Raw genomic sequence first — 15,196 nt, forward strand, 5'->3', positions numbered from 1 at the left:
GACGCCTGAGGACGGCGAGTCGGCGGGGCCGGCGAGCGGCGGTCTGTTGCGCTCGGGGCTGGTGGTCAGCACGATGACCATGCTATCGCGCGTGCTGGGGCTGGCGCGCGACGTGGTGATCGCGACCCTGTTCGGTGCGGGGAGCGGTGCCGATGCGTTCTTCGTCGCCTTCAAGATTCCCAACTTCATGCGCCGCCTGTTCGCCGAGGGCGCCTTCAACCAGGCGTTCATTCCGGTGCTGTCCGAATATGCCACTCAGCGAACCCGTGAAGAGGTGCGCGAGCTGCTCGACGCGGTGGCGGGCAGTCTCGGCGTGGTGCTGGCGCTGATCAGCGCCGTGGCGATGCTGATCGCGCCGTGGCTGGTGTGGCTGTTCGCGCCGGGATTCAGCGCCGATCCCGGCAAGCTGGCGTTGACCGCCGACATGCTGCGCCTGACATTCCCCTATCTGTGGTTGATTTCGCTCACCGCCTTTGCCGGCAGCGTGCTCAACACCTGGAACCGGTTCGCCGTCCCGGCGTTCACGCCGGTGCTGCTCAATCTGTCGCTGATCGGGGCCGCTCTGGGACTGACGCCCTGGATGCAGGACCCCTCGATGGCCCTGGCCTGGGGTGTGCTGATCGCCGGGGTCGTTCAGTTGGGCTTCCAGGTACCGTTCCTGGCACGGCTGGGACTGATGCCGAGGCCGTGGCCGAACTTTCGCCACCCCGGGGTGCGCCGCATCCTGACACTGATGGCGCCGGCGCTGTTCGCGGTCTCGGTCTCGCAGATCAACCTGCTGCTGGATACCGTGCTGGCATCGCTGCTGGCGTCGGGCAGCGTGTCCTGGCTGTACTACTCGGATCGCCTGGTGGAGTTGCCGCTGGGGGTGTTTGGTGTGGCCCTGGGCACGGTGATCCTGCCGGCGCTCTCCAAGCGGCACGCCGAGCAGTCGCCTGAGCATTTCGCGAAGATGCTCGACTGGGCGCTGCGCGCGGTGCTGTTGATCGGGTTGCCCGCGGGCCTGGCCCTGATACTGCTGGCCGAGCCATTGCTGGTGAGCCTGTTTCATTACGGGGCGATGACCGACCACGACATCGTGATGGCGGCGCGCAGCTTGCGAGCCTATGCGCTGGGGCTGCTGCCCTTCATGCTCATCAAGGTGCTGGCGCCCGGCTATTTCGCCCGCCAGGATACCAAGACGCCGGTCAAGATCGGTGTTTTCGCCATGCTCGCCAACATGGTCTTCAATCTGTTGCTGATCTGGCCGTTGGCGCATGCCGGCCTGGCGCTGGCCACGGCGCTCTCGGCGTGCTTCAACGCCGGTTTGCTGGGCTGGGGGCTCAAGCGGCGCGGCGTGTTGCAATTCCAATCGGGCTGGGGCCGCTACGCACTGACGCTCGGCGGTGGCTGCATGGTCATGGGGGGCGGCCTGTGGTGGCTGGCCCCCGAGTGGCATGTCTGGCTCGACTGGGGCGTGTGGCAGCGGGCCGCGACCTTGCTGGGGCTGACCCTGGGCGGCGCGGTGGTCTATTTTGGGTGGCTGGCGCTATGCGGCGTGCGGCTCAGGCATTTCCGCCTGCGTGGCTAAGAGCGGGGGCGGGCATGGCTGTCAGCCGTGGCCCCCTTGGTTATAATCGGACGTTTTACCGGCATATGAACGGCACATGGAACTGATCAGAGGACTGCACAATCTGCGCGAGGCGGGCCCTTGCGTGGCGACGATCGGCAACTTCGACGGCGTGCATCGTGGCCATCAGGCGATCCTCGATCAGCTCAAGAGTCGCGCCAGGGCGCTGGGGCTGCCGGTGGCGGTGGTGGTGTTCGAGCCCCAGCCGCGTGAGTATTTCGCCGGTCAGCAGGCGCCGCCTCGCCTGAGCCGCTTGCGTGACAAGGTCGAGCTGCTTGCCGCACATGGTGCCGATCGCATCCTGTGTCTGCCTTTCAATGCAGCCTTGAGGCGCTTGACCGCCGATGAGTTCATCGAGCGCGTGCTGATCCAGGGCCTGGGCGTCAAGCACCTGGTCGTGGGGGATGACTTCCGCTTCGGCTGCGACCGGGCGGGAGATTTCGCGCTGCTGCAGCGGGTGGGCGAGCGCCGCGGGTTCGGGGTCGAGCACACCCGCACCTTCGTGCTCGACGACGAGCGGGTATCGAGCACCCGCGTGCGCACGCTGCTGGCCAGTGGCAATTTTGCCCAGGCCGCGCGGATGCTGGGGCGTCCGTATCAACTGACGGGGCGCGTGGTCGCGGACCGGCAACTGGGGCGCACCATCGGCGTGCCGACCGCCAACCTGCCCCTGGCGGCGCGTCCTCTGGCCCTGCGTGGTATCTATGCCTGCGTCACGCGCTTGCCGGATGGTCGCGAGCTGACGGGCGCGGCCAACATCGGATGGCGACCGACGGTCGGCAGCACGCGGCCGGTGCTGGAGGTCCATCTGTTCGACTTCGATGGCGACCTCTATGGCCAGCGCCTGACGGTCGTGCCTTGCGCGCGGCTGCGTGGCGAGGTCAATTTCGCGGGGCTGGATGCCCTGACACGCCAGATTCACGCCGATCTGGCGCAGGCGCGGCACTATTTTCGTACGGCGACGCCGCTCGACGCTGCCGCACTCGGGTTACCGTGTCACTCGACTGGCTGGACACTTCCGCTGGCCTCGGCGCCCCTGGCGCCCGAGCCTTCGACTTCCGACTCCTCGGCCGGCGCTGGTCCGGCCGCCCAAGACGATGGCTGACCTTCCGCTATGAGCGATTACAAGCACACACTGAATCTGCCCGAAACCGATTTCCCCATGCGCGGCATGCTGCCCAAGCGTGAGCCGGGGCGGGTGTCGCAATGGCAGGACATGAACCTGTATCAGCGGCTACGCGACGCCCGTGCCGGCCGCGAGGTCTTCGTCCTGCACGACGGCCCTCCCTATGCCAACGGCAGCATTCATATCGGCCACGCCGTCAACAAGATTCTCAAGGACATCGTCGTCAAGTCGAAGTCGCTGGCGGGATATGACGCGCCCTACGTGCCCGGCTGGGACTGCCATGGGCTGCCCATCGAACACAAGGTGGAAACCACCCATGGCAAGCACCTCGAGGCGGACGAGGCGCGGGGACTGTGTCGCGAGTACGCGGGTGCCCAGATCGAGGGGCAGAAGACCGATTTCGTGCGTCTGGGCGTGGTCGGCGACTGGGAGAATCCCTACCGCACCATGGATTTCGCCAACGAGGCCGGCGAGATTCGCGCCCTGGCCAAGATGGTCGAGGGTGGCTATGTCTTCAAGGGCCTGAAGCCGGTCAACTGGTGCTTCGACTGCGGCTCGGCCCTGGCCGAGGCGGAAGTCGAATATGCCGACAAGAAGTCCGATGCCATCGATGTCGCCTTCGCTGCCGCCGAGCCCGAGGCGCTGGCGTCGGCGTTCGGCCTGGCCTCTCTCGACAAGCCGGCGGCGATCGTGATCTGGACCACCACGCCGTGGACCATTCCCGCCAACCAGGCGCTGAACGTGCACCCCGACTTCACCTATGCCCTGGTGGATACCGGCGAGCTACTGCTGGTGCTTGCCGAGGAACTGGTCGAAAGCTGTCTGACGCGCTACGGTCTCGAGGGCGATGTCGTGGCCACCGCGGCGGGCGCGTCGCTGGAGTTCATCACCTTCCGCCACCCGTTCTACGAGCGCGTGGCCCCGGTCTACCTCGCCGATTACGTGACCGTGGAGGAAGGCAGCACTGGGATCGTCCACTCGGCGCCGTCCTACGGCCTGGATGACTTCATGACCTGCCGCGAGCACGGCATGAGCTTCGACGACATGCTCAACCCCGTGCAGGGCAATGGCGTATACCGCGACGACCTGCCGTTGTTCGGCGGGCAGATGATCTGGAAGGCCAACCCCCACATCGTCGACACGCTGCGCGAGGTCAACGCGCTGATGGCGCACACGCCGATCACGCACAGCTACATGCACTGCTGGCGCCACAAGACGCCGGTCATCTACCGTGCCACGGCGCAATGGTTCGTGGGCATGGACCGCGAGGACGACCAGGGGCGTACCCTGCGCCAGCGTGCGCTGGATGGCGTCGAGGCGACCCAGTTCATTCCCGCCTGGGGCAAGGCGCGCCTGCATTCGATGATCGCCAATCGTCCCGACTGGTGCATCTCGCGCCAGCGTAACTGGGGGGTGCCGATCCCGTTCTTCATGCACAAGCAGACCGGGGAGTGGCATCCGCGTACCGTCGAGCTGATGGAAGATGTCGCCAGGCGCGTCGAAGCCGAGGGCATCGATGCCTGGTTTCGTCTCGACGCCCGCGAGTTGCTGGGCGACGAGGCCGACCAGTACGACAAGGTCACCGATACGCTGGATGTCTGGTTCGATTCCGGTACCACGCACCGCCATGTGATGCGTGGCTCGCACCCGATGGGACACGACCAGGGGCCGCGTGCCGACCTGTATCTCGAAGGCTCCGACCAGCATCGCGGCTGGTTCCATTCGTCGCTGCTGACCGGATGCGCCATCGACGGCCATGCGCCCTACAAGGCGCTGCTGACGCACGGTTTCACCGTCGACGAAAAGGGACGCAAGATGTCCAAGTCGATGGGCAACGTCATCGCGCCTCAGCAGGTGATGGACAAGCTGGGCGCCGATATCCTGCGCCTGTGGGTCGCGTCCACCGATTACTCCGGCGAAATGGCGGTCTCCGACGAGATCCTCAAGCGTACCGCCGACGTCTACCGGCGCATTCGCAACACCTCGCGCTTCCTGCTGGCCAATCTCAACGGCTTCGCTCCCGAGCGCGATGCCGTGGCCTTCGAGGACATGCTGGCGCTGGACCAGTGGGTGGTGGATCGCGCGGCGCAGTTGCAAGCCCGTATCCAGGGCGCCTACGCGGAGTATCGGTTCCGCGATGTCTACCAGCAGGTGCACGATTTCTGCGCCCACGAGCTGGGCGGTTTCTACCTGGATGTCATCAAGGATCGTCAGTACACCACCCAGGCCGATTCCCGCTCGCGGCGCAGCTGCCAGACGGCGCTCTATCACGTGGTCGAGGCGTTGGTACGCTGGGTCGCCCCGATCCTGTCCTTCACCGCTGAGGAAATCTACGAGGTCATCCCGGGAACGCGTGGCGACAGCGTGCTGCTGGAAGAATACTATCCGCACCTGGCGACGCTGGAGGCGAATGCCGCCATGGGGCGTGAGTTCTGGTCGCGGGTGCTGACGGTCAAGCAGGCGGTCAACAAGTGCCTGGAAGACGCCCGCAATGCCAAGGTAGTGCGCAACAGCCTGGCCGCCGAGGTGACGCTATACGCAGACGACAGCCTGCGCGAGACCCTGACGCAGCTCGGCGAGGAGTTGCGTTTCGTGCTGCTCACCAGCGAGGTGCACCTGGCATCGCTGGAGGACGCCGGCAGCGCGCAGGCCGAGGCCAGCGAGCTCGAAGGGCTCAAGGTGGCCGTCGTGTCCAGCCCGCATGCCAAGTGCGAGCGTTGCTGGCATCATCGCGCGGACGTGGGCACGCATGCCGCCGATCCGAACCTGTGCGGCCGGTGCCTGAGCAACTTGCCCGAAGGGCCCGGCGAAACGCGTCGCTATGCATGATGCAAGGCTGGGCATGATACCGATACCAGCCCGGGATGATGCGAGGCCCGGGGGCATGGGGCCCGCATCTACCGTTTCGTCGCCGGCCCCGGGCCGGCCTAGCCATGAGAGGCCCGCATGAACGACGCTTCAACGTCTGAAAAAATCGCGGCAGCACCTGCCATGCGCCGTCCGCTGCGCTGGCTGTGGCTGGCCTTGCTGGTCGTCGTCCTCGATCTGGGCAGCAAGTTCGTGGCCAGCGCCTACCTGGTGTACGGCCAGCCGGTCGAGGTACTGCCGGTGTTCAACCTGACCCTCTTGCACAATACCGGCGCGGCGTTCAGTTTCCTGGCCGAGCATGCCGGTTGGCAACGGTGGCTGTTCGCGGCCATCGCCATCGGTGTGAGCATCGGCCTGACCGTGTGGCTGACGCGTCTCAAGGCGCATGAGCGGCTCTCGGCCATTGCCATCGTGCTGGTCATCGGCGGAGCGCTGGGCAACCTGTATGACCGTCTGGTGCACGGCTATGTGGTCGACTTCCTGTCGTTCCACTGGCAAGACTATTACTTTCCCGCCTTTAACTTGGCGGACACCGCCATCACCTTGGGGGCCATGGGCCTGATTCTGGCATCCCTGCGCGATGACCGGCGAAACACGACGCAAAAAGAGACGCCTCATGAGTGACTACCGTATCGACGACGGGATGGAAGTGACCCTGCATTTCACCGTCAAGCTGGAAGATGACACGGTGATCGATTCCACCCGCGAGAAAGAGGCCGCGACGTTCCAGGTTGGCGACGGCAATCTGCCGCCGGGCTTCGAGGCACCGCTCAAGGGGATGACCGGGGGCGAGAGCGGTCGTTTCACCATCACGCCGGAGCACGGCTTCGGTCAGCACAATCCCCAGAACGTGCAGCGTCTGCCGCGCGACCAGTTCGAGGACGAACTCGAGGTGGGGACGGTGATGTCCTTCACCGATCCCGGGGGTGGCGAATTGCCCGGCGTGATCGCCGACATCGACGAGCGTCATGTCGATGTGGACTTCAATCACCCGCTGGCGGGGCGTACCCTGATCTTCGAGGTGGAAGTGATCGATGTCCGCCCGGCCACGACCCATTAAGCTTTGACGGGCGTCCGTCGCCCATCGACACGATGCCGCCGTGCATCGAGGCAAGGTAAGCATGCAAATCAAGCTGGCCAATCCACGCGGTTTCTGCGCTGGCGTCGACCGCGCCATCGAGATCGTCAATCGTGCGCTCGACGTCTTCGGGCCGCCCATCTACGTACGTCATGAAGTTGTGCACAACCGCTTCGTGGTGGACAGCCTGCGCGAGCGCGGGGCGGTGTTCGTCGAGGAGCTGCATGAAGTGCCCGACGACGTGATCGTCATCTTCTCCGCCCACGGGGTCTCGCGCGCGGTGCAGCAGGAAGCCGAGCGGCGTGGCCTGCGCATCTTCGACGCCACCTGTCCGCTGGTCACCAAGGTGCACATGGAAGTCCTGCGCTATGCCAAGCGGGGCCAGGAATGCGTGCTCATCGGGCATGCCGGCCATCCCGAGGTCGAAGGCACCATGGGCCGCTACGATACCTCGTTCGGCGGGCAGATCTATCTGGTCGAGGACGAGGCGGACGTGGAGAACCTCGAGGTCAACGGTCCCGAGCGGTTGGCGTTCGTCACCCAGACCACGCTCTCCATGGATGACACCTCGCGGGTCATCGATGCCCTGCGCGCCAAGTTTCCGCAGATCGACGGGCCGCGCAAGGATGACATCTGCTATGCCACCCAGAATCGTCAGGACGCGGTGCGCGGGCTGGCCAGCGAGAGCGACCTGGTGCTGGTGGTGGGCAGCCCCAACAGTTCCAACTCCAATCGCTTGCGTGAATTGGCCGAGCGCACCGGCACACCGGCATACCTGATCGATACCGCCGAGCAGATCCGTCCCGAATGGCTGACCGACGTGAGCGCCATCGGCATCACGGCCGGCGCCAGCGCGCCGGAGGTACTCGTGCAGGCGGTCATCGAGCGACTCCAGTCACTGGGCGCCGAGGCACCCGACGAGCTTGCCGGACAAGCGGAAAACATCACCTTCTCCATGCCCCAGGAGCTGCGCGAGCGCGTCATCGCCAGCGAGTGATCCCGCGCGACACGCCCGATGCGAGCTCGGGCGTGTCGCGGCGTGCGTTACAATTGGTTGCAAAATACGCTACATTGGAGGGGCGCTTGGGGCCTCTCTCCCTGCCGCGTGCGCGATACTCCGTTCCAACCATCAGGAAGCCGTACGTGCCGCATCTTGCTTGCCGCATTCGCCGCGTTCCGAACGTGCGCGGCTTCTCCCTTCTCGAACTGCTTATCGTACTGGTGATCTTCGCGATCCTGGCGAGTATGGCGCTGCCCAGCTTTCAGCGCCTGCAATATCGCCAGCAATTGGTTTCGGCGAGCAATGAACTGGTGGCGGCGCTGCGTCTGGCGCGCGGCGAGGCCATCATGCGCGAGGCCGATGTCACGCTGTGTGCGAGCGCTGATGGCGCGTCATGCGGGGGCAAGGGATGGACGCAGGGCTGGCTGTTGCAGGCCGCTTCCGATGATGACAAAAAGGATACGATCGTCGTTCATCAAGCGTTATCCCCGCGACTCGACATCGCTGATAACCCCTCGCCACCTGCCAGCGTAAGCTTCGATGAACTTGGATATCCCGGTGGTGGCACCGAGTGGCGCCTCAGCCATGCGGCATTGCCGGACGGCACCTCACGCCAGGTGTGCCTGGAGGTGACCGGACGGGCCTATGTCGCCGAGCCGGGCGCGGGGTGTGGCTCATGATGGCACCGCCGCTGCAGTCTTCGCCCCATGCCCAGCGCGGCTTCGGTCTGATCGAAGTGCTGGTGGCGCTGACCATTCTCTCCATCGGCATGCTGGGGCTCGCCGCGATGCAGCTCACCTCCTTGCAGGCCGCTCGTGAAAGTCTCGATACGACAATCGCCACCATCATGGTCCGGGACATGAACGAGCGTGCCTGGGCGCAGCAGGATGAGGCTTGTAAGACCCTTTTGAGTCAGTGGCAGAAGGATGTCGCCCAGGTGGGCGGTCTTCCCTCTCCCGATGGAAGTGGAGAAGAGACCGGCAATAATGGCCTTTATGACCTCAAGGTCACTTGGCAGGGGCGTGAAGAGCCGAATAGTGAAGAGGATGCTTCCCCGCACGTACATTTGGTGGCCTTCCTGCCATGCAAGGGGGGATAGGATGAATCACCAACATCGCCAACGAGGCTTCACGCTGATCGAAATGATGATCAGCATGTTTCTAGGTTTGATCATCCTCGTGGGTACTGTGTCGGCATACCAGGCTATAAGCGGTCTTCGCGAGCAGCGGGACACGATTAACACACTGCAAAACGACCTGCTTTTCGTGCATCAATCAATGTCGCGTGCGGTGGCCATGGCCAGAGATATCGAGGTGACCGAAGAAGGCGCGGCGTTGACGGTCACGCCGTTCGCGTTACCGGCGAGTGCTACGCCTGCCGGATGTCGCAAAAGCGGCGATTCGAACTGGACATGGAGTGTCGATTCCAGCCAGGGGGTGACGTCGCTCGATTGCAATGGCAGTCAGATTTTGACGCTTGCCACGCCAGGCGTGACAAGCGTCGCATTCGACACCTCGGGGATCTGCAGTGCCGCTACGACTCCCTGTGTGCGGGTCACACTGAACTATGCCCCTTGCCGCGATCTTCAGAACTGTACCGTCAGGACATTGCGCTATCACTTGAGCTCACGCTACGCGGGTCAGTCCGAGGGAGGCGCGGATGCATCCTAGAGAAAACGGCTTCGTGCTCGTCATCGGTCTCGCGCTTCTGACCATCGCCACGGGCATGGTCGTGGCTGGCATGTCACTGGGCCGTTACCAGGAGCGCCAAGCAGGGCATTACCTGCGGACCAGCGATGCCCAATTAGGGGCCGACGAGGCATTTCTGCATCTCTTGCGCGGCGATATGCAATGGGCACGTGACATACGGCAGTACGTGAATGATCAACTGATGCCCAATGCGGAGAATGGCACTACCTGGAAGCCAGGCGTGGATGACATGTCCACGACACCGTGGAGAGATCGCAGTGCTCTCTCGCCGAGCCAGTACACTCGTCCCATGGTTGAAAGCGTCGAAAAGCTCGACGAGGACACAGTTCGAGTCACTTTCTCGGGAAGCAACTGGGTCGACGGCAATGATCAGAATGTCGGCTTTTCGAGTTTCCAGGCCGAGTTCAATGTCGGAGGCGGCGATGAGGCCGGCGGTGCCTACCGTGAGGTCCTGCTCGGCTGCGAGGGGGTGTCCCTCAGCGGCAGCGGTCGGATCGACAGCTACGATTCTCGCAAGGGGCGCTATGGTGCCAACCTGGGCGGAGGCGAGTACAACCGCGATGGAACGCAGGGGCTGGTGTCGACGAATGCCGACGAAAACGGCAACGTGACGCTCAGCGGATCGTCGCCGATCTACGGCCAGGTGCGTGCCACGGGTAACGTCACGGCCAGTGGATCGGCGTCGATCCATGGCGACATCCAGGCCAATGGCGATGTCGTCATCAGCGGGGGCGGTTCCAGCATTTTGGGCAATGTCGCTTCTCGCCAGGCGGTGCGCTTGACCAGTAGTGGCCGCATACAGGGGGATGTCGCGGCGAACACGGAAATCGTCACCGGCAACTGGAGTTCGCGCATCGAGGGCAGCGCCACTGCGCCGGTCGTGCGCACGACGAGTAATCGCGACGTGACCGAGCAGGTGGGCGGAAGCATCGAGCGAGCGTCCCCTGGCGTGGGGACGGTGGCGACATCGAGTTGCGATGCCTTCACGACACGGGAAGGCGCGACCATCGGCGAGCTGGCCGATGCTCTCTCGCCCTATGCCTCGTCGGGGAGGCTGGCGATCGGCGGCGGCAATCAGACGTATACCTTGACGCCTAATGGTCTTCAGGTGCCGTCCGATCGTAATAACAACAGTGTACCCAACCCCGAACGCTACCGGGTTACACGCGACGTTACGGTCGCTGGCGTTTTTCCCGAGCCCACCAATGTGCTGGTGCTGGATAGCTTCTCGCTGGGCGGCAGTGCCAACTTCATCGTCGATGGCGGCGATATGACGCTCTACGTCAAGGGCGGTATCGATATAGGCGGCGGCGCTTCGTTCAGTGTCGCCGAGGGCAGTTCGCTGAAGATCATCACCTCGGGGCGTTTCAATCTCCCAAGCGGCCTCGATGTCGCCTCCGACAGCCCGACCGATGACGAGGGCAATCCGGTTCTGTCCATTTACTCGACCTATGATGATGGTGGCGCCAGCGGCTGGAATGCCGGCGTCAATATCAGCGGCAGTTCCACCTTCAAGGGCACCATTTTCGCGCCGTACAGCACCGTCAATGTTGGCGGGAGCGGGGCACTTTTCGGCGCCGTGAAAGGTCGGCGCGTCGAGGTGTCCGGCAGCGGCGACATCCATTACGACGAGGCACTGATGGAGTCGAGCGTGGGCACCGGGGGTGGCGGTACGGATGGTGGCGTCGGCGGTGGCGACTGGACGCTGGAGGGACTCTCGTATGGCGCCGATGACTGAATCAGCGCGCACAGGCGGCATCGCCTTCCGGGAGTCGTTCAATGCGTACGCGTCCGCCACGGCTCAACACGATGCGGCGCGCGGGTGTCGTGGCCGTCGCCGTGCACAGGTAGAAACTGCCGATCTGGAAGCTGCCCGAAGCGCGCAGCGAATAACCGTTTGGCGCGTAGCGCACGTAGCGTCGCAAGGGCTGATTGGCGCGTAGCCGCAGCCCGTTCGCGAGCCCGCCGCCGGCACGCAAGGTCGGCTCCGAGGGCCCTTGTCGACCATCGTCGTCGCGATCGGCGAACACGCGCCAGCCTTGCTCCCATCCGTTTTCCTCACTCACCAGCATGACCGGCACGCCCTGACGAATGGCTTCGCTACGGGTGTAATACAGGGTCTGGTAGAGCGCGTGGCTGGCAGCCTGCAGGCGCTGCTCGCGTAGCAGTTGCCCCATCGCGGGCATGCCCTGGGTGGCCAGCAAGCCAAGGATGACGATGAGCACGAGCAGTTCGAGTAATGTCATGCCACGTTGCATGCCGTTCATCGGGTGTCCTACCATTGTTAAGACTTTACTTATATATTTGAAAAAGGCATCCATCAATCGGGCAAAGGGCATGGCACGAACGCACAGGGCGCGCAGGCTTCCGCGCGCATGGCATGGCTTCAGCCTGATCGAAGTCCTGGTCACGCTGTTCATTCTGTCGTTCGGCATGCTGGGGCTGGCGGCCACTCAGGCTCAGGCATTGCAGGCCCAGCGTCGAGCCGATAACGAATCCCAGGCGGTACAGCGCGCCGCGGCCATGCTCGAGCGCTTGCGTATCGATCGCCGCGGCGCGGTCGCCGGAAAGTACGAGTTGCCGTGCAGCGATACGCCTGCGACGGCCGCCTCGCAGCAGGTACGCAACTGGCTGACGGGGCTTCGCCTCGTCTTGCCGCAGGCGCAAGGCTGCATCGCGGTGGCGGGAGATGAAGAGGTGGCGACGGCAACGGTACGGATCATGTGGCATGCGCATCGCGATACATGGGAGCAGGACGACGATACGCGTGAGTACCGCCTGCAAACGCGTCTCTGAGCGAGGGTCGTCGGGCGGCGGTCGCCGTCAGCATGGCGTGTCGCTGGTCGAGCTGATGGTGAGCCTGGCCATCGGCATGCTGGTACTGGTCGGTGTCGTCGATCTGTTCCTTGCCTATCAGCATCAGTACCGCATGCAGACGCAACTGGCCCAGATGCAGGAAAGCGGCCGGTTCGTCACCGATGTGCTGACCCGGGAACTGCGCAAGGCAGGCTATGCACCACGTGGGCTGACAGAGGCGTTCCCCGCGACCGCTCATTTTGCCGCGAAGGCCAGCGTGACGGGCAGCAACGACAGCATACAAGTCCGCTACTATGGCAGCGCCGACGGCACCATGCAGGATTGCCTGGGCGCAAGGCTCGGGCGTGGCGACGCGTCGCGCGCCCGGTTTGCCTTGCGCGAAGACGGCGGGCTGACCTGTGCGGTGGACGACACCCCGCCCCAGCCGCTGGACGCGCTCGTCGTGGATCTGGCGCTGCGTTACTTCGTGGCGGATGGCTGGCGACGCGCTGCCCAGGTGAACGACTGGACGAAGGTGACGGGTGTCAGCGCCGAGTTGCTCGTGGCCTCGCCGCAGGATGGACTCGTCGACACAGCGTCCTCCTATGTCTTCGACGGCGAGAGAGTGACGGCACCGGATCACCGCCTGTATCGCGTCTATACCACGGCGGTGGCGCTTCGCAACGCCTTGCACCCGCACGAGGAGGGGGCGTCATGAGCACCGTCGTGCCGCTGTCGCAGCGCGGGATGACGCTGGTCATCGCGCTCGTCCTGCTGATGGCGATGACGGCGCTGGCCGTTTCCGGGCTGCAAGGGGCGGTATTGCAGGAGCGCATGGCGCGTAATCTCATGGACCGCCAAGTGGCGTTCCAGGCCGCGGAGGCCGCACTCGAGGAAGGCGAGTGGCGGTTGCGCCATGCGGCCGTCACGCTGCCCGACGCGGCGGGAGAATGCACGGCACGTGACTGCCTGGCCGAGCGTACGCAACGTGCCGTGCAGTGGTCGGCCGAGCGCTGGCGACGCGATGGGCTGGCATATGGCGATAGCGGTGCCCCGCTACCGGCGGGGGTCAGCGAGCCGCCGCGAGTCACGCTCGCCGTGCTGGAAAGCCGGTGCCCCGAGTCGGGGCCTTCGTGTCGGGTGGTATTCGGCGTGACGGCCTTCGCGTGGGGGCAACGCGCGGTGACGCATGCGGTGCTCACGCGGCGCGTGACGCTGGATGTCGCGCGCAAGACGGCCCAGGCACTGGCTCAAGCTGATGCGCAGGATGCCGATAACGACGCTACGCAGGTGGTCCGTCCGGCGGCGTCGCGGGCCGCGTGGCGTGCGATCATGCGTTGAGCGTCATGTTTTCGCCATCACTGGAGGCTGTTCGATGCGTCGAACCCGCGGTTTTACCCTGATCGAGCTGATGATCGTCATGGTCATCATCGGCATCCTGGCGGCGATCGCCATTCCCGCGTACACCGAGCATGTGCGCAAGGCGCAGCGGGCCGATGCCCAGGCCACGCTGATGCAGCTGGCGTACTGGATGGAGCGTCAGTACACGCAAAACAGTATTTACGATACCGATGCCACATTGCCGGAGTCGATGACAGGCGCAAAAGACCCTGAGAGGGTGTACAAATTCGAGTCCCTACCTAATCCCGATAAAAATAAGGGGGACGGGTTTCTGCTGAAGGCCACACGTATCAATAGCCAAAGCGGGGATCAATGTGGCGTGCTGAAGTTGTACGATACCGGGCAAAAACAGCCAGAAAAATGCTGGTGACACATTGAGAGTCAAGCAATGGCAGGCGCTGCCTTGCTGAGCGTCGCATGATAGATTGCGGGTTTCGCCAGCCAAGAACGAGTGTCCCTGTGAGTGAATTCTTGATCGTCGGGGGCGGCGTCATCGGCATGATGACGGCCCTGCAACTCGCCGATGCCGGCCGCCGCGTCACCCTGCTCGAGCGCGGCGAGTGCGGCCGTGAGGCCTCCTGGGCCGGCGGTGGCATCGTCTCCCCGTTGTATCCCTGGCGCTACAGCGCGCCGATTTCCACGTTGTCGCGTTATTCCGAAGGGGCCTACCCCGAGTTGTCGCTGCGCCTGCTGGAGGAAACCGGCATCGACCCCGAATACCGCCAGCGGGGGCTCTTGTACCTGCGTGTCGACGATGAAGAGCGGGCGCTCGACTGGGCGCGCCAGGAAGGCAAGCCCCTGCAGCGGGTCGGGCCGGAGACGATCTACGCCAAGGAGCCCAATGCCGCGCCGGGCGTCGAGTCGGCGCTGTGGATGCCGACCCTGGGCAGCATCCGCAATCCGCGCCTGTGTCGCGCGTTGCGTGCCCGCTTGCAGGCGATGCCCAACGTGGCGCTGCGCGAGCACGTCGATGTCGAGGAACTGGTGGCATCGGCGGGACGCATCCAGGGGGTGCGCACCTCGGCGGGACACGAAACGGCCGAATGCGTGGTGGTATGTGGCGGTGCCTGGGCCAGCCAGCTGCTGGCGAGCGTCGATGTGGCGCTGCCCGTGCGCCCGGTGCGCGGGCAGATGATCCTGTTCAAGGCGCCGCCGGGGCTGGTCGAGCGCGTGGTGTTGAAAGATGGTCGCTATGTGATTCCCCGGGGCGACGGGCGTGTCGTCGCCGGTTCCACGCTCGAAGAGGTAGGATTCGACAAGCGTACCACCGAGGCCGCCAAGGGCTCTCTCTATGACAGCGCGCTGTCCATCGTGCCGGGGCTGGCCGACTGCCCGGTGGAACATCACTGGGCGGGGTTGCGCCCCGGCTCGCCGGATGGGGTGCCCCGCATCGGTGCGGTACCGGGCGTCGAGGGCCTCTGGGTCAATGCCGGACACTATCGCAATGGCCTGGTGCTGGCACCGGCGTCGACGCGTCTGCTGGCCGATCAGTTGCTGCAACGCACACCGGTCGTCGATCCCGCCCCTTATCGACTGGACACCTGACGGCGGCACTTTTTGCCAGCGGGCCAGCCTTGCGTGACAATGCCGACATGCGGTCGTTAACACG

Annotated in this window: 16 protein-coding genes; 15 read left to right on the forward strand and 1 reads right to left on the reverse strand. The window is 64.6% G+C overall.

Annotation, left to right across the window (positions count from 1 at the left end; all coding sequences use genetic code 11):
* The first annotated feature begins 73 nt into the window (after nucleotides 1-73).
* From murJ to CSAL_RS02495, 10 genes are all read left to right on the forward strand, one after another.
* Complete coding sequence (gene murJ, locus CSAL_RS02450; protein ID WP_244846545.1) at nucleotides 74-1,570, forward strand: murein biosynthesis integral membrane protein MurJ; 1,497 nt, start codon at nucleotides 74-76, stop codon at nucleotides 1,568-1,570.
* Between the two features lie 76 nt (nucleotides 1,571-1,646).
* Nucleotides 1,647-2,714 (forward strand): bifunctional riboflavin kinase/FAD synthetase, encoded by a 1,068-nt coding sequence (gene ribF, locus CSAL_RS02455; RefSeq protein WP_011505788.1) that lies wholly within the window; start codon nucleotides 1,647-1,649, stop codon nucleotides 2,712-2,714.
* A gap of 9 nt (nucleotides 2,715-2,723) precedes the next feature.
* The gene (ileS, locus tag CSAL_RS02460) at nucleotides 2,724-5,564 is read left to right on the forward strand and encodes an isoleucine--tRNA ligase (protein ID WP_011505789.1); all 2,841 of its coding nucleotides are present in this window, start codon (nucleotides 2,724-2,726) and stop codon (nucleotides 5,562-5,564) included.
* 117 nt (nucleotides 5,565-5,681) lie between these two features.
* Nucleotides 5,682-6,227, forward strand: a complete 546-nt coding sequence (gene lspA / locus CSAL_RS02465) for a signal peptidase II (RefSeq protein ID WP_011505790.1) — start codon at nucleotides 5,682-5,684, stop codon at nucleotides 6,225-6,227.
* Complete coding sequence (fkpB, locus tag CSAL_RS02470; RefSeq protein WP_011505791.1) at nucleotides 6,220-6,663, forward strand: FKBP-type peptidyl-prolyl cis-trans isomerase; 444 nt, start codon at nucleotides 6,220-6,222, stop codon at nucleotides 6,661-6,663. The genes lspA and fkpB overlap by 8 nt, the downstream gene beginning before the upstream one ends.
* A 61-nt stretch (nucleotides 6,664-6,724) precedes the next feature.
* Nucleotides 6,725-7,678, forward strand: coding sequence for a 4-hydroxy-3-methylbut-2-enyl diphosphate reductase (gene ispH, locus CSAL_RS02475; RefSeq protein WP_011505792.1), 954 nt, complete (start codon nucleotides 6,725-6,727; stop codon nucleotides 7,676-7,678).
* A 146-nt stretch (nucleotides 7,679-7,824) separates the two neighbouring features.
* Nucleotides 7,825-8,361: a GspH/FimT family pseudopilin gene (locus tag CSAL_RS16830; RefSeq protein WP_011505793.1), complete on the forward strand. Its 537-nt coding sequence runs from the start codon at nucleotides 7,825-7,827 to the stop codon at nucleotides 8,359-8,361.
* Complete coding sequence (pilV, locus tag CSAL_RS16835; protein ID WP_050934484.1) at nucleotides 8,358-8,780, forward strand: type IV pilus modification protein PilV; 423 nt, start codon at nucleotides 8,358-8,360, stop codon at nucleotides 8,778-8,780. Before CSAL_RS16830 ends, pilV (CSAL_RS16835) begins: the two co-directional genes overlap by 4 nt.
* 1 nt (nucleotide 8,781) lies before the next feature.
* Nucleotides 8,782-9,351, forward strand: a complete 570-nt coding sequence (locus tag CSAL_RS02490; RefSeq protein WP_011505795.1) for a type II secretion system protein — start codon at nucleotides 8,782-8,784, stop codon at nucleotides 9,349-9,351.
* Nucleotides 9,341-11,128 carry a bactofilin family protein gene (locus CSAL_RS02495; RefSeq protein ID WP_011505796.1) on the forward strand — a complete coding sequence of 596 codons (1,788 nt, stop codon included), beginning with the start codon at nucleotides 9,341-9,343 and terminating at the stop codon, nucleotides 11,126-11,128. Before CSAL_RS02490 ends, CSAL_RS02495 begins: the two co-directional genes overlap by 11 nt.
* 1 nt (nucleotide 11,129) lies before the next feature.
* Here the strand turns inward: CSAL_RS02495 and CSAL_RS16840 are convergent, their stop codons facing one another.
* On the reverse strand, nucleotides 11,130-11,657 hold the full coding sequence (locus CSAL_RS16840; protein WP_011505797.1) for a GspH/FimT family pseudopilin: 528 nt from the start codon (nucleotides 11,655-11,657) through the stop codon (nucleotides 11,130-11,132).
* 70 nt (nucleotides 11,658-11,727) lie between these two features.
* Between CSAL_RS16840 and pilV (CSAL_RS02505) the strand changes: the two genes are divergently transcribed.
* From pilV (CSAL_RS02505) to thiO, 5 genes are all read left to right on the forward strand, one after another.
* Nucleotides 11,728-12,186 (forward strand): type IV pilus modification protein PilV, encoded by a 459-nt coding sequence (pilV, locus tag CSAL_RS02505; protein ID WP_011505798.1) that lies wholly within the window; start codon nucleotides 11,728-11,730, stop codon nucleotides 12,184-12,186.
* On the forward strand, nucleotides 12,158-12,904 hold the full coding sequence (locus CSAL_RS02510; protein WP_179153625.1) for a PilW family protein: 747 nt from the start codon (nucleotides 12,158-12,160) through the stop codon (nucleotides 12,902-12,904). The genes pilV (CSAL_RS02505) and CSAL_RS02510 overlap by 29 nt, the downstream gene beginning before the upstream one ends.
* Nucleotides 12,901-13,527, forward strand: coding sequence for a pilus assembly PilX family protein (locus CSAL_RS16845; protein ID WP_011505800.1), 627 nt, complete (start codon nucleotides 12,901-12,903; stop codon nucleotides 13,525-13,527). The genes CSAL_RS02510 and CSAL_RS16845 overlap by 4 nt, the downstream gene beginning before the upstream one ends.
* Before the next feature lie 34 nt (nucleotides 13,528-13,561).
* Nucleotides 13,562-13,957: a type IV pilin protein gene (locus CSAL_RS02520; protein ID WP_011505801.1), complete on the forward strand. Its 396-nt coding sequence runs from the start codon at nucleotides 13,562-13,564 to the stop codon at nucleotides 13,955-13,957.
* Nucleotides 13,958-14,046: 89 nt separating this feature from the next.
* Complete coding sequence (gene thiO / locus CSAL_RS02525) at nucleotides 14,047-15,132, forward strand: glycine oxidase ThiO (protein ID WP_043557910.1); 1,086 nt, start codon at nucleotides 14,047-14,049, stop codon at nucleotides 15,130-15,132.
* Nucleotides 15,133-15,196 lie beyond the last annotated feature (64 nt).

It is taken from the genome of Chromohalobacter israelensis DSM 3043 (assembly GCF_000055785.1).
Taxonomy (GTDB): domain Bacteria; phylum Pseudomonadota; class Gammaproteobacteria; order Pseudomonadales; family Halomonadaceae; genus Chromohalobacter; species Chromohalobacter israelensis.